Raw genomic sequence first — 25,040 nt, 5'->3', positions numbered from 1 at the left:
TCAGATCGAATGATTGTATAATCATTCATGTAATTAAGTTGATTATACAAAATAGATAATTATCAGGAGGATATAAAATTGAAGAAAAAAGTAATTCTCGCTTATTCCGGTGGATTGGATACGACCACCATTATACCATGGCTTAAAAATACCTACGACTATGAAGTGATTGCTGTGTGCGTGGATGTCGGACAGGGCACCGAACTGGATGGCCTTGAGGAACGGGCCCTTGCTTCCGGTGCCAGCAAATTATATATTGCGGATGTGACCGATGAATTTGTAGAAGATTATGTTTGGCCGGCACTTAAGGCCGATGCTATTTATGAAAAAAAATATCTGTTGGGCACCTCCCTGGCCCGCCCTTTAATTGCCAAGGTGCTGGTAGAATATGCAGAACTGGAAGGGGCCGAAGCCATCTGTCACGGTGCTACCGGTAAGGGGAATGATCAGGTTCGTTTTGAACTCACCATTGGTGCATTGGCGCCACAGTTAAAAATCATTGCCCCCTGGCGAATTTGGGATATCAAATCCCGTGAAGATGCCATGGACTACTGCGTCATGCATGATATCAAGGTACCAATGTCGATTAGCAACAGCTACAGCCGGGATAAAAACATCTTACATATGAGTCATGAAGGTTTAGAATTGGAAGATCCTTCACTGGAACCCCAATATAAAAAATTACTGCAAATGACAACCCCACTGGAAGAAGCACCCGACGAAGCCGAAACTGTCAGTCTGGACTTTGAACAGGGCGTTCCTGTCAAATTAAACGGTGTTGCAATGTCTGGCCGTGAGCTGCTGGAAAAACTCAACATCATCGGTGGACGTCACAGCATTGGCGTCGTCGATCTGATTGAAAACCGGGTGGTCGGGATGAAATCCCGCGGGATTTATGAAACTCCCGGTGGTTCAATCCTTTATAACGCCCATGAGGAACTCGAGCATATGTGTCTGGATCGTCAAACCTTTGGCTTTAAACAGCAGGCAGCGGTAAAATTTGCCGAATTGGCCTACAACGGCGAATGGTTTACGCCCCTGCGTGAAGCTTTAACCGCTTTTGTCGATGAAACCCAAAAAACAGTAACCGGAAATGTTCAATTAAAATTATATAAGGGTAACATCATTCTCATTGGCGTAGCCTCACCTTACTCGCTATACAATGCTGAAATTGCCAGCTTTACCACCGGCGATCTCTATGATCACAAAGATGCTGAAGGGTTTATCCATTTGTTTGGCTTACCGCTTAAGGTTCGTGCTTTAATGCGACTCAGTCGCGAAGAAAAAGGGGAATAAGATGAAAAAAATGTGGGGAGGTCGGTTTTCTAAAAAAACCGACCTTTTAACTGATGACTTTAACTCGTCGATAGCCTTTGATCAACGCCTGTACAAACAGGACATCATCGGAAGTATTGCCCATGCCCGAATGCTTGGGAAGCAGAATATTATCGATCCGAGCGAATCGCAAAAAATTATCGAAACCCTGGAAACGATTCTTGTTGACATTGAAACCGGAAACATCGCGTTTTCCGTGTCAATGGAAGATATTCATATGAATATTGAAGCCATTCTGACCGAACGACTTGGTGATGTCGGCAAAAAACTCCATACTGGCCGTAGCCGCAACGATCAGGTTGCCACCGATATGCGACTCTATGTCAAAGCGATTGCTGATGACAGCAAATCACTAATAAAGAATCTGATTATCACCCTGCTGGACCTGGCCGAAGATCATACCGATACCATCATGCCAGGCTATACTCATCTACAACGAGCCCAGCCGATTACCTTCAGCCATCATCTAATGGCTTATGTCGAAATGTTTAAGCGTGACATGACTCGGATGACCCAGGTCAAAGCGATGGCCGACACCTTACCACTGGGTTCAGGCGCTTTGGCTACGACGACTTATCCTTTGGACCGGGAAGCAGTAGCGACAGAACTGGACTTTGCCTTTGTTTCACTAAACAGTCTCGATGGCGTTTCTGACCGCGATTTCTGTCTTGATTTCCTGGAAGCTGCGTCGGTGTTAATGATGCACCTCAGCCGTTTTTCTGAAGAAATCATTCTCTGGTGCAGCAGTGAATTTAACTTTATTACCCTGGATGACGCCTTCAGTACCGGGAGCAGTATTATGCCACAGAAAAAAAATCCCGATATTGCCGAACTGGTTCGGGGCAAGACCGGCCGCGTTTACGGAAATCTGATGGGTTTATTAACTACCATGAAAGGTATTCCGCTGGCCTATAATAAGGATATGCAAGAAGATAAGGAACCGGTATTTGATACCTACGATACCATTAAAATCTGTCTGATCACCTTTGCTAAAATGATCAAAACCCTCACGGTCAACAAAGCGACGATGAAAAAGGCCGCCGCCGGTGGATTTTCCAATGCCACTGACGCTGCCGATTGGCTGGTTAAACATGGTGTTGCCTTTCGGGATGCCCATGAAATTATCGGCAAACTGGTATTTTTTGCTTTAGAACAACAAAAAAGCCTGGATGAACTGACTATTGAAGAATATCAGAGTGTCTCACCCGTTTTTGATTCATCTATTTTTAAAGCCATTGATTTGAATGTTTGTGTCAACCAGCGAAACATCATTGGCGGTCCTGCAAAAGAACAGGTTAAAAAGGCGATCGCCTTTAATCGGCAGTGGCTGGTCCAAAGCTAAGCTTCTTTTTTTCTGTACCCTACCAAATTAAATCAAGAAAGTTTTTTTCACTGCCTTTGTCTTGTTTTTCACAAATAAATATGATATGCTTTAAACTGTTAAACATATTTTTACACATAATTAAACTATAGAAATAGAGAGTACAAGATGGGAAAATACAAGGTTGGAAAAGAAACAAAAGAAAAAATCTATGAAGCTTCCAAGACATTGTTTTATGAAAATGGCTATACCAGCACCACCTGCCTAAATATTGCCAAGGAATCAGGGGCAAATGTCGGGCTGATCAATTATTACTATGGTTCAAAAGGCGGCCTGGGAATCGAATTATATAACGAAGTCATGTCTGCTATTAAGGCAAGGGTCACCGAAAACCTGAGCAAACTGGAAATCAAAACCAGCCTTTTATTACAGACGGCCATCGAATGGCGGGTGCTTAATAATAATATGCGATTTAATAAAAATTTCAGCCGTTTTTATTACGATTTATTGGGCGAAAATGTGCTTTATAAAGAGCAGAGTGTGGTCACTGATTTTTATCGGAAACTCGCTGAGAGCTGCGGTCTACACTACAGCGACTTTGAAATAGCCTTTATATCCTATGCCAGTGCAGGTGCTACCCAAGGCATTAATCTTGCCTATGATGCCGGGCTTATTGACTGTTCTTCACAGGATTTTATTAATTCCAGCATTCAGCTTTTACTCAATAACATGGGACTTGATGCAAAGCTTAATGACCATGTCATTCAAGAATCCTATGAAATCGAAAAGAAGTTTATCGTCCGAATTGACAAAAACTTTGCGGTCCTCTAAACAATCTATTAAATTTTAATCTGCGCTATGCAGCGTCATATTTTATATGACGCTTTTTTTTTGATGTTTTTTCATTTTTTAATCAAAATTAACATCTTCTTCTAAGCTGATAACTGCTTTTTTCTTTTCCCGCCTCTAGGCTGTCACTGTAAATATGCCGCATTTCATGTTTTAAACGTTTATCAATATCAATTTTTGCATTATTTTTCGTAATTAATCTTTTTTATATATTTTATGCTGGACAAACGCCCTTTAACATGCTATTATCGAACTGTACTTAAACATAACTAATATTATACGAGGATAACTTGCATTCCTCATATAATACCATCTCATTCTGAGCAATCACCATTTTGTGGTTGTAAATAGTGTATTTATGGGTGAATGCACTCCAGTTTGAAAGGAGGAGAAGAGATGAAAGTATCAAGCATTGTCTATCGCACCCATGTTTTCATTCGTTGCTGTTCTGATTAGACCGTAAACGTTTAAATCTGTGTTTTGCATTTATTATTAACTTGTACTTGGGTCGGTCTTATTCTTGATGATGTAGCTACCTGACACAGCCCTTTCCAAAATCAGAATTGTGACAAAAAATTAAAATCTCCCGGTATAAATGGAGATATCTTGAAGAGGTGAATTTATGAAAAATAATACTTTCTTAAAAATTGCTGTTCTGTCTGTATTCTTTGTTCAAATGGGTGTTGGCACGATTACACCGGCGATCGCTAATATAGCCGCGGCGTACCCGGATGTTCCTTTTACAACGCTATTACTTGTATCCACACTTGCGGTACTGATGTCTGTCCCGGCGACACTCATTTCTGGTCGAATTGCCGGAACCGTCGTTAAGTACAAAACCTTGTTAATCATCGGTATGATTCTATTTGTAGGTGGTGGCGTGGCCCCCTATTTCATGGCAACTTCCAGTTTTACTGCAATCTTAGCTGTTCGAGCCATCTTTGGTATTGGTCTTGGGATTGTCACCCCATTAGGCGGTGCTTTAATTATCGCCTTCTTCGATGGTGAAGTTCGAGCCCAAATGATGGGACTCAGTAATGTTATTGCCAATGTTGGAGGTATTCTTTTCCAGTTACTTGGCGGTATGGCTGCCGGTATTGCCTGGCAATATGCTTTTATTCCTCATGCCCTCGGTATCATCACCCTGGTTCTCATCCTGTTTTTGCCGGAACCTCCAGCTGCACCTGTTCAAGCGGTTGGTGAAGCTAAGCCTAAATTACCGGGTTCCGTTTTTGGTTTTGCACTGGCAATTTTCTTAATTATGGCTTTGGTTTATCCCATGCTGGTTAATATGTCCACCATTATTGCTGTTAGTGGAATGGGTGGAGCCGCAGATGCAGCGCTCGTTCTAACCATGTTCACGGTTGGTGGCATGGCTGGTGGATTTATCTTCGCGAAAGTCTTTGGCCTTTTCAAAAAAAATACCCTGGCTGTTGGTCTAGCATTTCTAGCCGTTGCGATGGCAAGTATTGGTCTTGGTAGTTCCATTGCCTTTATGTACATTGGAACGACCATTGCCGGGATTGGCTTTAGCTTTATTATACCAACCGTTTTCATGGATTTGGGCGCTGCTGTTCATCCCAGTCAAATGCCAACTGCTTCCGGAATTATTATGGCTTGTATGAATGTTGGTGGCTTCTGCTCCGCCTACATTTTTGCCTTCCTTGGTGCTATTACAGGAATGACCGAAAACATAAAATTCCCTTTTTATGTATCAATGACAGTCTTTGCTGTCGCTGCAATCGCTTTTCTGCTGATTAAACCTAAACAGCCAGATGCACCTCAACCCGAATAAAAAATTACATAAAAGTGAGCCGTATCTTCTTTACAGATGATACGGCTCTTGTGTTTTTTGGAGATCAGCACGCTTTTAGCAAATTCAGCCCTCTTCAACTGGAATGGCATTTTTTATTGGCAGCATCGTCAAGGCGATACCAAATAGAATAATCGCAAAACCGATTAACGAATGAACCGAAGGTATCTCTCCGACAAAGAAGAAAACAAAAATCGGATTAAGGATCGGCTCCAGCAAAGATACCATGGATGCTTTTAGTGCTGAAATCATCCGTATCCCCTTAAAGAAAAACAGATAGGAAATACCGATTTGAAAAATACCCAGAAAAATAATTCCCAGCCATCCAATTGCGGCTAATCCCGAAAAATCCAGTTGACCAGGAAACAGCACCAGGATCACCAGACAGAGAATGATATTATTAACACCAACGATTGAATTGTACGAAACAGGATAGTCGTTGTCCATAAAATACTGTACCAGCGCATAGGCAACACCGTTGCTTAATGCCAGCAAATCACCCCAGAGATTTCCTCCCGCCGCGGCGCTAAAAATGACGATGATCCCAACAAGAATAAATAAACGGGGCAGCAATTCTCTGCCGATAATTTTTTTCCCGCGGATCACATAGTAGAGATAAAGCCATAATGGGGCTGTACATTGGAGAATAATCGCATTGGCTGCCGTTGTTATTTTAGTTGTCAAGACAAACATAATGCACAAATAACAGTATCCGATGACCAGAGCAAGATGTTTTTTTGAAAACCGCAGCTTTTTCCATTGAATCAGCGGTAAAAAAATGAGCGCGGCGATAAATGCCCGGCCAAAAGTGATGGTATAAGCATTGGCATGAATAAGTTTAATAAAAAGTCCCCCTGTGCTAAACAATATCATGGCAATGAGCACATATAAGGTTCCCTTTGTTGTTTTTTCCATCGGCGCCTCCTTTTATTCTCTTTTTACTTATCTTTTGATGATACCATAACCACTTAATTTTTTCTCTATATTTTTGCTTTTATTTCCTGTATAATATTTGTAATAAGGTGGAGGTAGACTTTGTATGTTGTCACAGATAAAAAGTAGCGGGCTATTAGGCGTTAATGGCGTTATTGTCACAGTTGAAATTGATATTTCCCGGGGGTTGCCCTCTTATTCATTGGTGGGTCTACCGGATGCCGGGATCAAGGAATCCAAAGATCGGGTTTTTTCGGCTGTTAAAAACAATGGTTTTAAATATCCGATGGATCGGATCACCATCAATCTTGCCCCCGCAGACTTAAAAAAGGAAGGGCCGGCCTTTGATCTGGCTATTGCACTAGGAATCTTACACGCTTCTGAACAACTGATCTGGGATCATCCTGAAAATTTTCTGGTCATCGGGGAATTATCTTTAAGTGGAGAAATAAGAAGTGTTAATGGTGTCTTGCCAATGGTTTTGGCCGCTAAAGAAGCTGGCATTAACCATATTATGGTTCCCTTTGAAAACCGCTATGAGGCTGCCGTGGTTCAGAATGTAAACGTCTATCCGATAAATGATTTTCACGAAGCCGTCTCATTTTTAAAAAACGAACTGATCATTGAGCCCTTTGAGGTAGATCTCAAAGCTCTTCTAAGCGAGAAAAACAGCAGTCATAACATCGATTTTTCTGATATTCGCGGACAGGATCTGGGCAAACGGGCCTTAGAAATCGCTGCTGCCGGAGCTCACAACTGTTTGATGAGTGGTCCGCCCGGCTCCGGGAAAACGATGTTGGCTAAAGGTTTTGCCTCTATCCTACCCGATCTGACCATCGACGAAGCGCTGGAAATCACTAAAATCCATAGTATTTCAGGACTGTTAAAAAACAATGCGATCATCAGTCAGCGGCCTTTCCGTTCCCCTCACCATACCATTTCCAAGGTCTCCCTGATCGGCGGTGGTCGAATTCCCAAGCCCGGGGAAGTATCCCTGGCACACCTGGGAGTGCTATTTCTTGATGAATTGCCCGAGTTCCAAAAATCGGCACTGGAAGTTTTGCGTCAGCCAATTGAAGATCAGGAGGTGACCATTTCCCGGATCAATGCCTCCCTGACTTTTCCGGCCAGTTTCACCCTGATTACCTCGATGAACCCCTGTCCCTGCGGTTATCTCACCGATCCCGCCCATGAATGTATATGCACCCCCCAGCAGATTAAAAACTATCAGGGCAAAATATCCGGACCGCTGATGGATCGACTGGATATTTTTGTAGAAATCCCCAGCACCACCTACGATGAACTGCAAACCAAACCCAAAGGCGAAACCTCTCAAGTGATTAAAAAACGGGTCGATGCAGCCAGAGAACGCCAAAATGTGCGCTATCAGAAGCTGGATATTTTTTATAATGCCCAACTCACCCCCAAACTGATGGAGACCTTTTGTCACCTTGGTCCGGCCGAAGAAAACCTAATGGAAAAGGTCTATACCAAAATGAAACTCAGCGCTCGGGGCTATCACCGAATTTTAAAGCTGGCCCGCACCATTGCCGATTTAGAGGGGTCCGAAAGCATTCAAATGGTCCACCTGTCTGAAGCAATTCAGTATCGCGGCATGACTAAGCTGGCCTAGATACCCGCTCGTACTTTTATTCACGCTTTAAAAAAACGACTGTCAGTGATCACTGACAATCGTTTTTTTTTATTTTCGACTTAGCGAATTAGCAAATTGGTCCTCATTTTTTCGCAGATACCAGAGTCCCGCGACACCGACTGCAACCAGTACCAGACTGATTAGCTGAGCGATACGGAGTCCCATAAACATCAAACTGTCGGTTCTTAAACCTTCAATAAAAAACCGCCCAACTGAATATAGACCCAGGTAGACAAAGAGTAATTCGCCATCAACCTTTTTAATTTTGTCTTCATAAAAAAAGATAAAACCAAAAGCCAACAAATTCCAAATCGATTCATAAAGAAAGGTCGGGTGCACCTTGATTATTCCCAGAGCTGCGTCGTTAACGGTAATCGCCCAGGGTAAATCAGTTTGCGAGCCATAGGCTTCCTGGTTGAAATAATTCCCCCAGCGGCCAATGGCTTGACCGAGAGGTAATGCCGGTATCAGTACGTCTGCCAAAGCAAAAAAACTGATCTTCTTAACCCGGCATAAAACAAGTGCCACAATCACACCGGCAATAATGCCACCATGGATAGCCAGCCCACCATTCCAAATCGCAAAGATTTCTTCCGGATGGGCAGCATAATAGTCATAGCTGAAGATGACATAGTAAAGCCGTGCCCCAATGATCACCGCTGGTGTCATATACAAAAAGAAATCCATAATAATTTCAGGATCAATGCCGTATTTAGGCGCCCGTTTAAGAGCAATGAGCAACCCGATCAATAATGCCGCGGCAATTAAGACCCCATACCACCGGACTTCAAGACCAAATGCGGTAAATGCGATTGGGTTTGGCGCGTTCATCATTAGAGAATAGTAGCCAATTGACCGTTTTTAGCACCGGCTGCATTACCTTCTTCAACGTCAAGGTGCATATCCAATTTAAATTCCGGATGAACCCGAACCAGGACATTGTCAAAAATTAGTCCACGCGGTCCATCTAATTTAACTGAGACGATGTCCCGGTCCTTTAAGCCAAAAGCGGCGCCTTCTTCCGGACTCATATGAATGTGCCGAGCCGCCACAATGGCACCCTTGGCAATTTCGATTTCGCCCGCTGGTCCAATAATTTTCACCCCTGGAGTATCGGCGATGTCACCAGAATTTCGAAGCGGTGCCTTGATCCCTAAAGCAAAGCCATCACCAACTGAAACTTCCAATTGCGTTTCAGGACGAACCGGTCCCAGAATCCGAATTCCTTTTAATGTTCCTTTAGGTCCAACCACATCAACTTTTTCTTCTGCGGCATATTGCCCCGGTTGAGATAAATCTTTCATTGGTGTCAATTGGTAACCTTTACCAAATAACGCCTCTAAATCTGCCTGTGATACATGAATGTGTTTGTTTGATAACCCGATGGGTACTTTTCTTTCCAATTTATGTCTCCTTAAATTAATAAATTTTTAACAATCTTTATTCTATCCAATAACCAATGAAATGTTAAGATAATATTTTGTCTTCTTTGCTTTTTTTCGATTTTTTTATTTTTTGGCTTAATTCCAGCATTTCCTGAGCATGTTCCCAGGTTTTACGGGTCACTTCTGCACCGCCAAGCATCCGGGAAAGTTCCTCTTTTTTACCCTTTTCGTCAAGCGGTAGAAAACTGACCTCAACCGAATCGTTTACGGCTGTTTTTTCAACCATAAAATGCTGGTCTGCCATCGCCGCAATCTGGGGCAGATGGGTAATACAGATAATCTGTCGGCCTCGCGGCGACGTAACACTGAGGGCCTGAATCTTTTCTGCCACCACCTGCGCTGTCCTTCCACTGATTCCTGTATCAATCTCATCAAACACCATCGTTTCAATGGCATCCAGTCCTCCGAAGATACTTTTTAAGCTTAGCATAATTCGGGATATTTCTCCTCCTGAAGCAACCTTACCGAGGGGTTTCGGGGCCTGGCCCGGATTGACAGAAATTAAAAACTCCACCGTATCCTGCCCATGAGCAGCCACCCGACTAAGATCATGTTCCACGGCAATTTCCACCTGAACCTTTTCCATGGCGAGTTCACCCAACTCTTTTTGCAGTGCTGTTTTTAAAGCCCCAGCCGTTTTTAAACGTAACTCATAAAGATTATTACTAATCGTATAATACTTATCTTGAATGCCGCTTAATTCCTGATAATAATGCTGTAAACTTTCATCCCGATTGAGTAAGCTTTTTAAACGGATGCCGATTTCTTCGGCATAAGTTAGAATCTCTGCAATATCCTGCCCATATTTCCGTTTAAGCCGGGCAATGATGCTTAGCCGGCTCTCAATTTCGTCTAAGCCTCCCAAACTGTATTCCATATCTTCCAGATAGGATCGAATTTCAAAAGAGAGGTTTTCTGCCTCACTTAACATGCCATTAACGATTTCTAATTTAGCCTCAAAGCTACTGTCAATTTTAGCAATTTCGGCAATACTTTCTGTCAGTAAACCCAGCGCATCAAGAATCATCGGCTGATTCGAGTTTTCACCCCTGAGCAATTCATATGCCTGACTGGTATGGGTAAAAAGGCGTTCGCGGTTTTCCAGAATCCGTTTTTCCCCTTCCAGTTCTTCATCTTCACCAATTCTCAGGGCCGCGACCTCGATTTCATTAATTTCAAACTGCAGGTTTTCTTTTTCCCGCTCTAATTCCCGTTCATTGGTTTCCAGTTCTGAAATCTGATCTTTAATCCGTTTAATTTCAATCGCAGCAGCGGCGGCCTGTTCCCGATATTTCCGGCTTTTTTCACCACCAAAGGCATCCAGCAACTGACGATGATTTTCTCGTTTAAACAGCGATTGATGCTCATGCTGGCCATGGATATCAATCAGTTTGTCGCCCAGTTTTTTTAGCTGGGCGACGGTGATAATTAAACCGTTGGCGCGGCAGATATTGCGACCCCGATCGTCCATTTCCCGGGTCAGTATCAGTTGCTCTTCTTCCATGGGGATACCATATTCTTCGCATTTATTGATCAAACCTGGCTGTTCACTGATATCAAAAAGCCCCTGTACCGTCATCTTATGTTTTCCCTGACGGATGTTTGTTTTATTGCCGCGATTCCCCAAAACCAGCGTCAAGGCATCAATAACAATGGATTTCCCTGCTCCGGTTTCCCCTGTAATCACATTGAGTCTCGGATCAAAATCCACCGATAAATAATCAATTAGCGCATAATCGTTCACAACGAGATTTCTCAGCATAGAGCCCTCCCTATTTCATCAGCTTTTTGAATTTACCCACAATTTCACTCACCATGTCCCGATTGCGAACAAGCACAAAGATCGTATCGTCTCCGGCGATCGTTCCCACAATTTCACACCAGTCCATGGAATCGATAGCCAGGGCTGCTGCCTGGGCCATCGCCGGAAGGGTTCTCAGCACAATGGTATTTTCGACATAATCGATGGTTAACACCGATTCTTTAAAAACAGCGGTAACCCGTTCAATATAAATGGTGCCAATATCCTTAAGGGGAGCATAGTGTTGCACCCCTTCGTGACTGCTCACCTTGATCAGTTTTAACTCCTTAATATCCCGGGAGATAGTTGCCTGAGTTACTGCAAAACCGGAATCTTTTAAGGCCTGAGCCAGTTCTTCCTGAGTTTCGATACGGTTATTTTCGATGATTTCAATAATTTTTAATTGTCTGGATACTTTCATGTCTTTTCTTTCCTCCACAGTACAATTTCTGTCGCTTCAGTGCTGGGTTTTACGTTGATCATTGTTTTTATTTATGATGCTAATATTCACTGGAAAGTTTGATCCTCAGCCGATCATAACTACTCATCTGATTGAGACGGATCAAGCGGGTACAATACGTCGCTTTTTTAATTTTAATCAAATCCTTCGGTGTAATCGAAACCGTGGTCTGCCCATCAAAGGTGACCATAATATCTTTTTCGCGGTCTCCAAATTCCAGATTAATCACTTCTTCCTCTGGTAAAATGTAGGACCGGTCGTGCAAGCGATGGGGGCAGATCGGGTTTAAAATCATCACACTGGCCTGAGGCGATACCACTGGTCCACCAGCAGCCAGCGAATAACCAGTGGAACCGGTAGGGGTAGCAATGATCAATCCGTCAGCCCGAAATTTGTCAATCGTTGAGCCACCTGCTTTGGCCTCAATATCCATCATCCGAAAACCGCCGCTTTTAACCAGAACATCGTTTAAGGCGATATAAAAGCAGGCACTTTCATTTTCTTTTTTAATACTGCAACTTAACATCATCCGCTCTTCAATATAGTAATCGCCGGCGCTTAAATTTTTTAGCGACTCTTCATAATTACTGGCCTCGCCTTCAGTTAAAAAACCCAGCTTGCCCAAATTAATGCCAAAAATCGGAATCGAATAAAAACAAACCTTACGGGCGACAAACAAAAGGGTACCATCGCCCCCCAGAACCAGAATACAATCCGGTTTTCGAAAAAAAAGGGTTTTGGGATAATAACGAACACCTTCATGAGGATATTTAATCTGGCCTTCCAGCAGGGCTATATTAAACCCGTGACGGATCAAATAGCTGATGCATTTTTCAGCCAGAGCAGGACTGTCCGGCTTATCCATATTTAAATAAATACCAATTTCCTTAAAGTCATTAAATTCCAATCTTACTCACTTCCTATTCGTTCTGAGGTTCTTTCTTTTTTTTGCAGCTTTCATGGGCAATGGTCACCACTGAATGAATCTGCGCTGACCAGTTTTCTTCAATCTCCGGCTCAGTATTTTCAACCAAAACTAAAAACTCGATGTTTCCCTTAGGACCCTGAATTGGTGAAAAATCCAGACCTTTTATTAAAAAGCCCTGATTTTCGATGGCGGTAATCACTTCAAACAAAATCGATTCATGCACTTTTTTATCCCGAATGACACCGTTTTTACCGATTCTTTCCCGTCCTGCTTCAAACTGTGGTTTAATCAGCCAGATTCCCCGAGCGCCGGGTTTCATAAACAATTTGATTGCCGGGATCAGCTTGGTGATCGAAATAAACGATACATCCATAACGGTTCCGTCGACTATCTCCGAAATATTCTCAGCCGTCAGATACCGAAAGTTCGTCCGCTCCATGGAAACAACCCGAGGATCATTCCGTAACTTCCAGTCCAATTGTCCATAGCCCACATCCACGGCATAAACTTTTTTCGCACCGTTTTGCAGCAGACAATCGGTAAAACCGCCGGTCGATGATCCAATGTCGATAAAGGTTTTTTCGGCAACCGTCATGTCAAAGACGGCCAGTCCTTTTTCGAGTTTTAAGCCGCCGCGGCTGACATAGGGCATATCACTGCCCTTAACCTTAATGGTCGCTTCAGTATCAACCAAATCTCCGGCCTTATCCTTGACCTGATCATTGACCTGAACCAATCCCGCCATAATGGCTTTTTTAGCCCGCTCCCGGGTATCAAAATAATTCAGGCTGACTAATAATTTATCTAAACGTTCTTTCAATTTTTCCTCTTTTCATGGGTCCGTTTTCATCTGTATTCTAATTTTCTTGTAAACTGTGAATCATGATTCTGTTTTGTTAAAACAAAACAGTTCCTTTATTTCTGGCGGCGGCAAATATAGCGTGCCAATTCCTGGAGAAAAACGGTACGCTCACCAATCGGTTTGAGCATTTCAATGGCTTCGGTTTCGAGTTCATCGACCCGCAGTTTTGAAGCCTCCAGACCGTAGAGTGATACAAAGGTGGATTTATTATTTTTTTCGTCGCTGCCAATGGGCTTGCCCAGATCCGCCTCCGTACCTTCAATATCCAGAATATCATCGACAATCTGAAAAGCCAGGCCAATGCGATGGCTGTAACTGATCAGTCTCCCCTGGGTAGCCGGTTCAGCGCCGGCAATGAGACAACCGCTCTGAACACAGGCCTCTAAAAGGGCAGCGGTCTTATGCAAATGAATATAGTCCATTTCATCGAGACCGATGACCTTATCTTCACTGAGCATGTCCGCCACCTGGCCACCGATCATTCCCAGAACCCCGGAAGCACCCATGATCGATTTCATCGCATTAAGATAATTTATCAACCCGTCGCCCGTGAGCCCCTGGGTTCCCGCAAGCATCGTTTCAACCGCATAATTGAGCAGTCCATCCCCGGCCAAAATCGCCATCGCATCGCCATAAACTTTATGATTGGTCGGTTTTCCCCGCCGCAGATCATCATTATCCATGGCCGGCAAGTCGTCATGGATCAGTGAATAGGTATGGATCATCTCAATCCCCATGGCCAGGGGTTTGATCGCTTCCAGATCGCCTTCCAGGGCCCGACAGGTTTCCATCATCAAAATCGGACGCAGTCGTTTGCCCCCGGCAAAAAGACTGTACCTCATGGCATCGATAATCACTTCCGGGGTATCCAGGTTTTGTTGAAAAACTTTTTCGAGTTCCCCATTAAATTCGATAACCCGGGCACTCAGCATGTTTTTAAAACTGCTCACGTTTCCACACTCCCCTCGAATTCCTGTTCTTCGCCATCAATCATGATCGTTATTTTTCCTTCAAGGGTATCCAAATCGGCACTGCACTCATTAATGAGTTTCATTCCCTCTTCAAACAGTTTCATCGATGCCTCAATTTCCTGATTATCTTCTTCGAGTAGTTCTGCAATGGTCTCCAGACGACTCATTTTAGTTTTTAGCTTTTTAACTGCCATTATTTATTCTCCTTAGTGGCTGAAATGTTTGCCTTTGCCTCACCATCTCTAAAGTGGAGGGTCACTAACTGATCAAGCGTTAAACCCGTTACCGACGCAACCGGTAAGCCTTTATTATCCGTCACCCGAACATAACCTTTTTTGAGCACATTTTGCGGACTCATGGCTTCGATCCGGGTTTTAAGATTGATAAGTTGTTGTCGCTCATTTTTAATCCGGCTATTTAGCAAGCGAAGCATCCGATCATTAATGCGATCCAGGTCAAGACGCATCTCTTCGATCCGTTCTTTCGGACGAAACCGCAGAAACTCTTTTTTCATCCGCATCAAGATTTCACGGTTTTTGTCGATTTTAGCTTCCATGACCTGAATCAGACGGCTTTTCTGGGTAACCAGCGCACGAATCATACTCAGGGTTTCTTCGGCAACCAGTTCTGCTGCTCCTGAAGGGGTTGGGGCCCGTAAATCGGCTACAAAATCAGAAATCGTATAGTCAATTTCATGACCCACGGCTGAAACAATCGGTAATTCCGATTCATAAATGACTTTGGCCAGATGCTCATCATTAAAGGCCCATAGGTCTTCAATGGAGCCGCCGCCCCGACCGATGATAATCACATCCACAGACGAGGCGGCATTAAAGGTCCGAATACCCTTTATGATATTTCCGGCCGCTTCATCCCCCTGTACCAGGCTGGGATAAATGACGATATCGATCAGCGGGTTTCGGCGTTTGATAATGGAAATCATATCTTTGATCGCCGCTCCGGTGGGAGACGTGATCATCCCCACCCGGCTGATGATTTCTGGAAGCTTTTTTTTATGCTCCCGCTCAAAATAACCCTTGGCCTCCAGTTCATCTTTTAGCACCAGATAAGCCTGGAATAGATCGCCAAGTCCCTGAGGTTCCATCGATCGCACCGTTATCTGATATTGTCCGCTGGGCAGATAGACACCCAAACTCCCCCGCAGTGTCACCTTCTGACCTTCTTTGGGCAAGAATTTAAGCCCAATAGCCGCATTTTTGAACATCACACAATCAATTTTACTGCCGGCATCTTTCAGGGAAAAATACAAATGTCCCGATGCCGCCCGTTTCACATTGGAAAGCTCCCCCTGGATCACCATGTTCCTAAGGAGACTATTCGATTCCAACAGGGTTTTAATATATTGGTTAAGCTCAGATACACTGAGAATTTTTGCATTTGTCACCGACTGCACCTCATGCTTTTAAAATAATCCATTCCCATCAGGGCATTTCCCGCGGCATTATCGCGGGCGTATTCCCCCGGGGAAAAATAGAGACTTAGTCCTGATGTTTGCAATTCCTGCGCCACAATTTTTTTAATAATCTGATTTGACATCACACCTCCGGAAAAGAGCACCGATTGAAAGGGGTGCTTTTTTTGCAATCCGCCAATTGATTTTGACAGCGTTTTAGCAATCGCCTTGAGCACCAGATAGGCCACTATTCCCTCGTCAACCCCCGCTCTCAAAAGCTTCTGCGCCTGATTTTCCTGACCTGAAAAATGAAAATCCATCCCATCCATCGTCGCTGAAATCACATCGTTGCGATCAATGGATTCCGGAACTACCTGGTTTGCCAGCGCTTCCAAGGCTTTTCCCGCGGGAAAATCACATCCCATCAATACCCCGATCCGGTCAATTAACTGTCCGGCATTGAGATCCCGGGTCTGGGCAATGATTTCGCAATCATAACCGATTTCTTTCTTTTTTACCAACAGAATTTCTGATGTGCCGCCAGAAAAATGAACCGCCGCAAAGGTCGCTTCCAATTTCTTTGAACCACTGCCATAAATAGCCGCCCGGATGTGGTTTTCCTGGTGACTCACCGCCAGTTGCTTAACAGCCAATACGGCAGCCAGAGAACAGGCCAAAGACTCCCCCGCACGAAAGACCGGCATATAAGAGTCAAGCAGTGGCCGGGGTCGCTTTGAATAACAGATGACCTCAATTTCCTGGCCCCGGGGCAGATCTGCAAGCAACATCGGTAAATGATGGATATGCTGAAAAAGGGCATCCGATTGACGAAGTCCTCTTTCTCCTGACTTCACTTCCAATAGGATGCCCTTGTTATAAATCATGTTTTCATTTTCGTCTACCAAGGCAACCGAAGTTGTATAATTACTGGTATCAATGCCAAGACTAAGGGCACTCATTGAGTTCGTCCTTAACTATTTTATTTAAGATACCATTAACGTAATTCTTTCCATCCTCGTCTCCGAATTTTTTACTAAGTTCTATCGCCTCGTTGATGACCACTTCAAATGGCACTTTTTCATTCATATATTTTAGCTCACAAATAGCCAAACGCAGAATTGATTTCTCTACCTTTGGAATTCGATCAATTTTCCAGGTGCTTTTAAGATAGTCATCCAGAATATTATCTATTTCCGGAAGATGAGCTTCGGTGGTGTCGATCAAGGTCTTTCCGTAAACCAGATCCAGCTCATTATCCTCTAAAAAATATGCAATACTATCGGTAAAATCGCCTGGCTCCGGATGAAAATCTAATTGAAATACACCTTTTAGCGCATATTCCCGTTCCTTTTTTCGACTCATGCACGACTCCTTCAGATTCTTTTATTCTATAAAAAGGGGCTTGCACCCCCTATATGCCTGAACCTTCAATTCGGACATTAACCGCCGCTACTTGGAAACCAGCCATCGATTCTACCGCAATCTTAACTTTTTTCTGAACTGCGTTTGAAACCTTGATAATATCGACCCCGGGTTCAGTGATAAGATAAACCCAAATCATCAAACCTTCCGGCTCTCTGGCTATTTTGACACCTTTAATTGTCGAGGCAAGATAAAGTTTATCCATGATTTCATCGGTAATTCTCAATGAAATGCGTGCCACACCGTTAACGCCAGTAGCCGCCAAGCTAACAATCGAAACGATCATTTCGTCATTGATTTTTGGTGACTGATTGTTTTTCATTTCACTTTTCATTATAATAACCTGAGTTCGCTAGATTTCCTGATGACAGTCGCAACCATCCTCACCACAGCATGAGATCTCTTCGTTTAATATAAATGGGGCGCCACAATCCGGGCAAACCACGGTATTATTTTCAAAAGACTCAAATTCGGTGATATAAACATTTCCGCATTCCGGACAAATGATTTCGTAATAGTCTTCTTCATCAAACTCGAAATCTTCTTCGCCATCGAAATCTTCATCTAAAATGAACTCTTCCAGATCAGAAAGATCATCATCAACCATTTCAACATATTCTTCCAGTTCTTCCTGTGCTTCGGTAATGCCATCCAGGGCATCGACAATGTCTTCAAGAATATCCAGAACTTGAACCAGAACCTTGCCTTCGTTAGAAGCCAGATCTAATTCCAGACCATCTACCAAACCTTTGGTATAAGCGACTTTTTCATTAATGTATTTCATTTTATACCCTTTCCATGTAATCGCCCGTACGGGTATCGATTCGAATCTTATCACCTTGTTCGACAAAAAGTGGTACGGTGATAACGGCACCAGTTTCTACCGTAGCGGGTTTATTTGCTCCGGTTGCAGTGTCGCCTTTAAAACCGGGATCGGTTTTAACAACTTCCAATTCCACAAAGTTGGGAGCCACGACTGAAAATGCCACGCCTTTTAGCGACTTTACAGTAGCAATATCATTTTCTTTTAAATATTTTAACGCTTCTTCAACCTGATTCAAGTTAAGTGGAATCTGCTCGTAGGATTCTTGGTCCATGAAGTAGTATAAACCACCGTCTTCATATAAGTACTCCATTTCACGGGTTTCTACCTGTGCTTTAGGGTAACGTTCTGTGGGACTGAACGATTTTTCTACCACTGAACCCGTGATAACATTTCGAATCTTTGTTCGAACAAAGGCTGCGCCTTTACCTGGTTTAACGTGTTGAAACTCAATGATGGTAAATGTGTGACCATCCATCTCAAACGTTACCCCTTTTTTAAAATCTCCTGCTGATACCATATTTACCTCCGATATATCGATGTTAATTTTTTCTTCTTAATTCAATGTTATTATTCTATCACATTTATCAGGTGACGTCATCCCAATTTATTATTATCACTGGCGATAAGCCCCCAATCATCTACCGATGAGACATCGATTATGACCACCCAGATCCGTAATCACCTGAATCTCCTGATAGCCGGCATTTCTTAGTAACGCCATCACTGCAGTGGCCTGATCGTCACCAATTTCCAGCGCCAGAATACCGTCTTTTTCCAAAAACAAATGAGCCTCCCCAATGATCCGCCGATAAAAATCCAGACCGGATTCACCGCCGTCCAGTGCCATATGGGGTTCATACTCCAAAATATCCCGAGCCAGGCCACTCATCTCTTTCCGCCTGATATACGGAGGATTGGAGACAATGACGTGGTAGGTTTTCCCTTGGGGAATAGCGGCAAATAAATCGCCTTCGTAAAGTAAAATAGCGCCATCGACTAATTGGTCGGCATTAATTTTTGCTACCGCCAGTGCCGCCTTGGAAAAATCACTGAGGCTTATATTTCCCTGACTAAAGTATTTCTTAATGGTGATACCGATGGCTCCGCTGCCGGTACACAGATCCAGAACGTTAGCCCCCTTCGGGTACGTTGCCTGTAAATATGCTAGCAGGTACTCCACCATCGGTTCGGTGTCTGGTCTGGGAATTAAAACATCCTGACTGACAAAAAAGTCCATCCCCATAAACGCTTTTTTCTGCAAAATATAGGCGACCGGTTCTAATTGACAGCGTCTCTTTATTGCGCTGCGATAGGTTTCTTCTTGTTTTAAGTCGACCGTTTCCTGTGAATGGGTATAAAAATAGATCCGCTCCTGATCTAAAACCCCGCTTAGAAGAATCTCGGCCTCTAAACCGGGATATTCGATTCCGGCCTGATTAAGTGACTGCCGTCCAAAATCTAAAACCTCTTTAATGGTCATTTTTTTCTACCTCAACTTAAAACTCAACAAAATTTTTTCACATCTGAACAAGAAAAAAGCCGGTTACAAGAACCGACTTCTTTTTTATTCTGCTGACTCGTTTTTAATGCCGTATTTTTTATTAAATCGATCAACACGTCCACCAGCATCAATAAGTTTTTGTTTCCCTGTGAAAAATGGGTGACACACTGAACAGATTTCCACTTTTAATTCTGGTTTGATAGAACCAGTTTCAAATGTATTTCCGCATGCACATTTAACTATTGATTTGCCGTAATTTGGATGAATGCCTTCTTTCATCGAATCCACCTCGTTTCTTATTTATTTAATTGCTCATTGTTATTTTATCAACCGTGATATTATATCAAACTTTTCTTAAAAGATCAAATATTTTGTGCTTTATATTTATTAATAAATTTTTTCATAAATGCATCGTTGTCTTTGGTCCGTTCCAGAATGGAGATAATCTTATCGGTGAGATCGTAGACCGTTGTTCCCTTGTAAAGTTTGCGGATATCAAAGCTTACTCTGAGCTCTTCAGCGGTCAATAGTTTTTCTTCCCGACGGGTGCCAGAACGGTTCAAGTTGATCGCCGGGTAGATTCGCCGCTCGGCTAATTCCCGTTCCAGATGCAACTCCATGTTACCGGTTCCTTTAAATTCTTCGAAAATAATGTCATCCATGCGGCTGCCGGTATCCACCAGAGCCGTTGCCAAAATGGTTAAACTGCCACCTTCTTCGACATTTCGGGCGGAACCGAAAAACTTTTTCGGAAAAAACAGTGCCTCCGGATCAAGACCACCAGACAAGGTTCGGCCTGAAGGCGAAACCACCAGATTGTTTCCCCGGGTCAGCCGAGTTAAACTATCCACCAGAATCACCACGTCTTTTCCCTGTTCGACCAGCCGTTTGCCCCGTTCCAACACAATTTCTGCCACCTTGATATGATTTTCCGGGGGTTGATCAAAGGTTGAATAAACAATATCCGCATCGATGGAGCGTTTCATATCAGTGACTTCTTCCGGTCGTTCGTCGACTAACAGAATAATCAGCTCAATCTCCGGATAATTGGTGGTAATGCCGGTGGCGATTTCCTTTAGCAAAATGGTTTTACCAGCTTTGGGCGGGGCCACAATCAGTCCCCGCTGACCTCTTCCCATCGGTGAAAACAAATCGATCATCCGAGTTGACACCACATCCTGGGTGGTTTCCAGAGTGATTCGCTCTTCCGGGAAAATCGGTGTCAGCCGCTCAAAACGGGGTCGATTGGCAATTTTTTCAGGAATGTCGCCGTTGACCTTTTCCACATAAAGCAGGGCATCGAATTTTTCATTTTCGCTGGACATCTTAATTTTTCCCAGGATTTTATCCCCAGTACGGAGATTAAAGCGCCGGATCTGGTTGGCGGCCACATAAATATCGTGGTCCCCGGATAAATAATGGTTGGTTCGCAGGAATCCAAAGCCATCCGGATTGACGTCCAGAATCCCCTCCTGAGCGGTTTTAAAGCGGTCGAGATCCTTTTTATCGTCCACATAAAGCATGCTGTTTATTTTTTGAATAATGTCCGCGGTTTTCGTCCCGTTGACCTTTTCCAGAAACAGCATCGCTGAATACTTTTCCCCAGTTTTGGGTGGACGCACCTTACCACTTAGGACATCTCCGGTTTCCAGCTTGAATTTTTGTATCTGGGACCCGGAAATATAAACAAATTCCTCATTGGATTTCATCTCTTTATTTTTGACAAAGCCAAACCCCTCTGGCAGAATCTCCAGATTTCCTTCCACCACCACGACATTGTCCATCGAGTCTTTTATTTTGTAATAAGGAGAACGAGCACCATTTCCATTTGACCCATTGACAATGCGTTGAGTCGATTGAGCAGGGTGTATTTTAACGCTTTCTTTTTTTTCTACTACTGGTGTCACCGTTTTTTCTTTGCGATTTGTTTCGCTTTTTTCGTCTGTCAATGGCTCTTTTTCCTTTGTGTTGTGATGTTGATTTTGAGCGGCGGACTGATCAGCCGAGGTCTCTAATTTTTCTTCAATGGCCTCGATGAGTTCAATTTTTTTAAGCCGACTTATTTTTTCGATCCCCAGACGCTCTGCCTGCTTTCGCAATTCAACAACCGTTAAATCTTCCAGTGATTTCTTTTCCAATATGTGCCTCCATGGGTTTTTAGATGTTTAAGTAGTTTATCTTAGAATAGATTGGTTTGATCCGTTTTTTCGATATTATGCTTTCAAGTGCAGAATAATCTGAAGGGTGTATCTTGTAGATATCTTAATCTACCATAAATATCCATTCTTGTCAAAACCCCCGGCGACGCATTACTATTTGGTACGGTAGTCCAAGCGAACCCTATTTATTCCTGTTCGCCTTCGATAATTGAAATCATAATGGCGTTTTCCACCCGCCGCCGTTCAATTTCACAGCTAACGAAATGAGGTTTCATAATGGTGCCATTAAAATTATAGGCATTGGCATGACAACCGCCACCGCAGAAATATTTGGCCCAGCAGCTTTGACACGCTTCTTTTTCTAACAGATTGCCAGCATCAAAGATTTTTTTGATCTCGCCGTTGGTGATGCCACTTCTCACATCGCCCATTTTAAAGGCCTCATTGCCGACAAACTGATGACAGGGGTAGATGTCCCCTTCTGGCGTCACAGCAACATAATCCTTGCCGGCCCCACATCCAGACAGACGTTTGTAGACACAAGGACCATGATCCAGATCGACATTAAAATGAAAAAAGTTATAATGAAGCCCCTCCTGATGGCGTTTCAGGTAAGCCAGAGCCAGCGCATCGTATTCTTCCATAATGGTGGGCAGATCCGACTCGGTCAGGGCGTAATCATGTGTCGCTTCGGCCACAACTGGTTCCACCGAAATACTTGTAAAACCTTCTTTTGCCAAGAACTCTACATCCTTGGCAAAATCAAGATTATGATGGGTATAGGTTCCCCGGACATAGTGGTCTTTGTCGCCGCGCATTTTTGCCATCGCTTTGATATTATCAATAATCACATCAAAGGAGCCCCGATCATTGATGGTTTGTCGCATCTGGTCGTTGACTTCTTTACGGCCATCCAGACTGAGGACAATATTATCCATCGTCTCATTGAGATATTCCCGAGTTTTTGCATCCAGCAGCACCCCATTGGTCGTCATCGTAAATTTAAATTTCTTATCGTGTTTGGCGGCCATTTCATTACCGTAAACCACCAATTGTTTGACGACATCGAGGTTCATCAGCGGTTCGCCACCAAAAAAATCCACTTCCAGATTTTCTCGGTTTTTGGATTGTTCGATGATAAAATCAATGGCTTTTTTTCCCACTTCCAGCGGCATCAACAGTTTTTCGCCATCAAAGTCTCCTTGGGCGGCAAAACAGTAAGAACATTTCAGATTACAGTCATGGGCCACATGAAGACAAAGCGCCTTAATCAAATCGTTATTGGCATAGCTTTCCCGGTGATAGTTGATTTCTCGAAATAATAGCCCGGCCGCTTTGACGCTATCCAATTCATCGAGGCATTCATTGAGTTCAATCACTGAATAGTGTTCTTCAAAGTCTTTTATTATTTCAGCTCTAGTTTTAACTTGATAGTGATCCAGCAACGCAAAGGTCAGTTCATCCACCGTCAGCACCGTACTGGTGTCCACGTCCAAAACGATGTTAAGGCCGTTCTTTTGATATTTATGTATCATTTTTTCTCCTCGATTCTTGTATCATCAAAAAAAGACTATCTCTTACGAGACAGCCCCTTTCAGGCTTGTTTGCTATTTTTCAGTTTGTTTACATTTTTGGTTTCCTACGGTGCAGGAAGTTTTACAGGCTGATTGACAGGAAGTTTGACATTCCCCACACCCTCTGTTTTTCACGTCAGTGAGTTTACCTTCTTTAATGATTTTAATGTGCTTCAAATTATTCACTCCCCTCAGTCTTTATTTCGATCAGACAATGGCAGGTTAATGAACCGTCGCTGTCTGTATTTAATTATTTTTTTTCGTCAATTTCTTCAAATTCGGCGTCGACAATGACTTCTTCCTGATCCAGATCTGGCAACTCTTCAAAATCGTCTTCTACTGTTTCTGCAACAGCGTCCCCAACATTGACTACTCGAGCAATGGCCGATTTAGTGATCAGCGCCTTATTGTAATCTGGCAATAATTCGATCGTGACGTTTTCTTCACCAATCGCATAAATAATTCCATAAAACCCGCCAATTGTAACAATTTCATCCCCTGGTTTCATACTTGAGCGCATTTCTTTAACTTCTTTTTGTTGTTTTTGTTGTGGTCTTAGAACAAAGAAATAGAAAAATACAAGTACTAAAATCAAAGGAAGAATGAGTGTAAAATCAATTCCAAACATTCACATTCTCCTTCATCTTATTCAGCTATGCCGAATTTTTCAAAGAAAGCTTCTTTATAGGCTAATAAACTGTCATCCATTATGGCCTGTCGAATTTTCTTCATCGTTACAAGTGTAAAGTATAAGTTATGATATGTCAATAACCTGGCCCCTAAAATTTCATTGGTTTTAATGAGATGCCGAATGTAAGCCCGGGTGTAGTTTCGACAAACGAAACAATCACATTCCGGATCAACCGGCGTAAAATCTTCCTTGTAGGTGGCATTGCGAACCACTACCTTGCCATGGCTGGTAAAAGCCGTACCGTTTCTGGCGATCCGGCTTTGGAGCACACAATCAAACATATCAATACCTCGAATGGTGCCTTCAAAAAGTGCATCCAAAGAACCAACCCCCATTAAATACCGGGGCTTATCTTTTGGCAGTAGCGGCGTGGTGGTGTCCAGCATCCGGTACATCACATCTTTGGGTTCACCCACACTCAGTCCGCCAATGGAGTAACCGGGGAAACCAATGTCGGTAAGTTGTGCTACACTTTGAGCCCGCAGGTCGGAAAACATGCCACCTTGAACAATGCCAAACAAGGCCTGATCGTCTGGCCGCTTATGGGCCTCCTTACAACGTTTTGCCCAGCGGGTGGTCATTTCCATCGATTTTTTGGTGTACTCATAATCGGCACCGGCCGGAGCGCATTCATCAAAGCACATAATAATATCAGCGCCGATGGCGTTTTGCATATCAATGGCTTTTTCCGGGGTCATAAAATGTTTGGATCCGTCCAGATGTGAAATAAATTCAACACCTTCTTCAGTAATCTTTCTTAAATCATTTAAAGAAAATACCTGAAATCCGCCACTGTCTGTGAGCACCGGCCGGTTCCAGTTCATAAACTTGTGAATACCACCGGCCTTTTCCATTACCTCCTGACCGGGTCGCAAATAAAGATGATAGGTATTTCCCAGAATAACATTAGCATCCATCTCCACTAAATCTTCGGACGAAAGGGACTTCACCGTCGCCTGGGTTCCCACTGGCATAAAAATCGGGGTATTAATGATGCCACGTTTAGTATGGATCTTCCCCAATCTGGCTCCGGTGTCTTTGCACTCCTTAATTAACTCATAACGAAATTCACTCATTCTTT

Annotated in this window: 27 protein-coding genes; 5 read left to right on the top strand and 22 right to left on the bottom strand. The window is 43.3% G+C overall.

The genetic code is table 11. From position 1 onward, the window contains the following. Positions 1–78 precede the first annotated feature (78 nt). The 4 genes from U2P91_RS08050 (at position 79) to U2P91_RS08035 (ending at position 5,300) form a co-directional block, all read left to right on the top strand. Positions 79–1,296, top strand: coding sequence for an argininosuccinate synthase (locus U2P91_RS08050; protein WP_111889427.1), 1,218 nt, complete (start codon positions 79–81; stop codon positions 1,294–1,296). 1 nt (position 1,297) lies between these two features. After that, positions 1,298–2,677, top strand: a complete 1,380-nt coding sequence (gene argH / locus U2P91_RS08045; protein ID WP_322519419.1) for an argininosuccinate lyase — start codon at positions 1,298–1,300, stop codon at positions 2,675–2,677. Positions 2,678–2,824: 147 nt separating this feature from the next. Then, positions 2,825–3,487 carry a TetR/AcrR family transcriptional regulator gene (locus U2P91_RS08040; protein WP_322519418.1) on the top strand — a complete coding sequence of 221 codons (663 nt, stop codon included), beginning with the start codon at positions 2,825–2,827 and terminating at the stop codon, positions 3,485–3,487. 640 nt (positions 3,488–4,127) lie between these two features. Then, entirely contained in the window at positions 4,128–5,300 is a 1,173-nt protein-coding gene (locus U2P91_RS08035) for an MFS transporter (RefSeq protein ID WP_322519417.1), read from the top strand. Positions 5,301–5,384: 84 nt separating this feature from the next. Here the strand turns inward: U2P91_RS08035 and U2P91_RS08030 are convergent, their stop codons facing one another. Further along, a complete protein-coding gene (locus U2P91_RS08030) occupies positions 5,385–6,233 on the bottom strand; it encodes a DMT family transporter (RefSeq protein ID WP_322519416.1) in 849 nt (282 codons plus the stop codon). Positions 6,234–6,357: 124 nt separating this feature from the next. On the opposite strand from U2P91_RS08030, the gene U2P91_RS08025 reads away from it, so the two are divergent. Further along, a complete protein-coding gene (locus tag U2P91_RS08025) occupies positions 6,358–7,884 on the top strand; it encodes a YifB family Mg chelatase-like AAA ATPase (RefSeq protein ID WP_322519415.1) in 1,527 nt (508 codons plus the stop codon). 69 nt (positions 7,885–7,953) lie between these two features. Here U2P91_RS08025 and lgt read toward each other — a convergent pair whose 3' ends face one another. The 21 genes from lgt to tgt form a co-directional block, all read right to left on the bottom strand. Further along, a complete protein-coding gene (gene lgt, locus U2P91_RS08020; protein ID WP_414150347.1) occupies positions 7,954–8,739 on the bottom strand; it encodes a prolipoprotein diacylglyceryl transferase in 786 nt (261 codons plus the stop codon). Then, positions 8,739–9,308 carry a phosphate propanoyltransferase gene (gene pduL, locus U2P91_RS08015; protein WP_111889421.1) on the bottom strand — a complete coding sequence of 190 codons (570 nt, stop codon included), beginning with the start codon at positions 9,306–9,308 and terminating at the stop codon, positions 8,739–8,741. Before pduL ends, lgt begins: the two co-directional genes overlap by 1 nt. Positions 9,309–9,372: 64 nt before the next feature. Next, positions 9,373–11,112, bottom strand: a complete 1,740-nt coding sequence (gene recN, locus U2P91_RS08010; RefSeq protein WP_322519414.1) for a DNA repair protein RecN — start codon at positions 11,110–11,112, stop codon at positions 9,373–9,375. 10 nt (positions 11,113–11,122) lie between these two features. Next, positions 11,123–11,572 (bottom strand): arginine repressor, encoded by a 450-nt coding sequence (locus U2P91_RS08005; protein ID WP_111889419.1) that lies wholly within the window; start codon positions 11,570–11,572, stop codon positions 11,123–11,125. A gap of 79 nt (positions 11,573–11,651) precedes the next feature. Next, positions 11,652–12,518, bottom strand: a complete 867-nt coding sequence (locus tag U2P91_RS08000) for an NAD(+)/NADH kinase (RefSeq protein WP_242988533.1) — start codon at positions 12,516–12,518, stop codon at positions 11,652–11,654. Between the two features lie 13 nt (positions 12,519–12,531). Next, entirely contained in the window at positions 12,532–13,359 is an 828-nt protein-coding gene (locus U2P91_RS07995; RefSeq protein ID WP_322519413.1) for a TlyA family RNA methyltransferase, read from the bottom strand. Positions 13,360–13,454: 95 nt separating this feature from the next. After that, entirely contained in the window at positions 13,455–14,351 is an 897-nt protein-coding gene (locus tag U2P91_RS07990) for a polyprenyl synthetase family protein (protein WP_204355432.1), read from the bottom strand. Next, complete coding sequence (gene xseB / locus U2P91_RS07985; protein WP_111889417.1) at positions 14,348–14,566, bottom strand: exodeoxyribonuclease VII small subunit; 219 nt, start codon at positions 14,564–14,566, stop codon at positions 14,348–14,350. The genes U2P91_RS07990 and xseB overlap by 4 nt, the downstream gene beginning before the upstream one ends. Then, on the bottom strand, positions 14,566–15,777 hold the full coding sequence (xseA, locus tag U2P91_RS07980; protein ID WP_322519412.1) for an exodeoxyribonuclease VII large subunit: 1,212 nt from the start codon (positions 15,775–15,777) through the stop codon (positions 14,566–14,568). Before xseA ends, xseB begins: the two co-directional genes overlap by 1 nt. Continuing rightward, the gene (locus U2P91_RS07975; protein WP_322519411.1) at positions 15,774–16,745 is read right to left on the bottom strand and encodes a peptidase M22; all 972 of its coding nucleotides are present in this window, start codon (positions 16,743–16,745) and stop codon (positions 15,774–15,776) included. The genes xseA and U2P91_RS07975 overlap by 4 nt, the downstream gene beginning before the upstream one ends. Next, on the bottom strand, positions 16,732–17,148 hold the full coding sequence (gene nusB / locus U2P91_RS07970; RefSeq protein WP_111889414.1) for a transcription antitermination factor NusB: 417 nt from the start codon (positions 17,146–17,148) through the stop codon (positions 16,732–16,734). The genes U2P91_RS07975 and nusB overlap by 14 nt, the downstream gene beginning before the upstream one ends. Before the next feature lie 49 nt (positions 17,149–17,197). Beyond that, complete coding sequence (locus U2P91_RS07965; protein WP_322519410.1) at positions 17,198–17,542, bottom strand: Asp23/Gls24 family envelope stress response protein; 345 nt, start codon at positions 17,540–17,542, stop codon at positions 17,198–17,200. Positions 17,543–17,560: 18 nt separating this feature from the next. Then, complete coding sequence (locus U2P91_RS07960; protein WP_111889412.1) at positions 17,561–17,992, bottom strand: CD1247 N-terminal domain-containing protein; 432 nt, start codon at positions 17,990–17,992, stop codon at positions 17,561–17,563. 1 nt (position 17,993) lies between these two features. Next, positions 17,994–18,551 carry an elongation factor P gene (gene efp / locus U2P91_RS07955; RefSeq protein ID WP_111889411.1) on the bottom strand — a complete coding sequence of 186 codons (558 nt, stop codon included), beginning with the start codon at positions 18,549–18,551 and terminating at the stop codon, positions 17,994–17,996. Between the two features lie 117 nt (positions 18,552–18,668). Continuing rightward, on the bottom strand, positions 18,669–19,514 hold the full coding sequence (prmC, locus tag U2P91_RS07950; protein ID WP_322519409.1) for a peptide chain release factor N(5)-glutamine methyltransferase: 846 nt from the start codon (positions 19,512–19,514) through the stop codon (positions 18,669–18,671). Between the two features lie 84 nt (positions 19,515–19,598). After that, complete coding sequence (gene rpmE / locus U2P91_RS07945) at positions 19,599–19,814, bottom strand: 50S ribosomal protein L31 (RefSeq protein ID WP_026395220.1); 216 nt, start codon at positions 19,812–19,814, stop codon at positions 19,599–19,601. An 83-nt stretch (positions 19,815–19,897) separates the two neighbouring features. Continuing rightward, positions 19,898–21,673, bottom strand: coding sequence for a transcription termination factor Rho (rho, locus tag U2P91_RS07940; protein WP_322519408.1), 1,776 nt, complete (start codon positions 21,671–21,673; stop codon positions 19,898–19,900). A 206-nt stretch (positions 21,674–21,879) separates the two neighbouring features. Then, a complete protein-coding gene (gene scfB, locus U2P91_RS07935) occupies positions 21,880–23,229 on the bottom strand; it encodes a thioether cross-link-forming SCIFF peptide maturase (RefSeq protein ID WP_322519407.1) in 1,350 nt (449 codons plus the stop codon). Positions 23,230–23,301: 72 nt separating this feature from the next. After that, on the bottom strand, positions 23,302–23,445 hold the full coding sequence (scfA, locus tag U2P91_RS07930) for a six-cysteine ranthipeptide SCIFF (RefSeq protein WP_111889407.1): 144 nt from the start codon (positions 23,443–23,445) through the stop codon (positions 23,302–23,304). A 73-nt stretch (positions 23,446–23,518) separates the two neighbouring features. Further along, the gene (gene yajC / locus U2P91_RS07925; protein WP_242988532.1) at positions 23,519–23,896 is read right to left on the bottom strand and encodes a preprotein translocase subunit YajC; all 378 of its coding nucleotides are present in this window, start codon (positions 23,894–23,896) and stop codon (positions 23,519–23,521) included. 17 nt (positions 23,897–23,913) lie between these two features. Further along, the gene (tgt, locus tag U2P91_RS07920; RefSeq protein ID WP_111889406.1) at positions 23,914–25,035 is read right to left on the bottom strand and encodes a tRNA guanosine(34) transglycosylase Tgt; all 1,122 of its coding nucleotides are present in this window, start codon (positions 25,033–25,035) and stop codon (positions 23,914–23,916) included. Between the last annotated feature and the right edge of the window lie 5 nt (positions 25,036–25,040).

It is taken from the genome of Acetobacterium sp. K1/6, assembly GCF_034438075.1.
Classification (GTDB): Bacteria; Bacillota; Clostridia; order Eubacteriales; family Eubacteriaceae; genus Acetobacterium; species Acetobacterium carbinolicum.
Note: the sequence above shows the minus strand (reverse complement) of the source record. Positions and strands in the feature narration are given on the sequence as shown.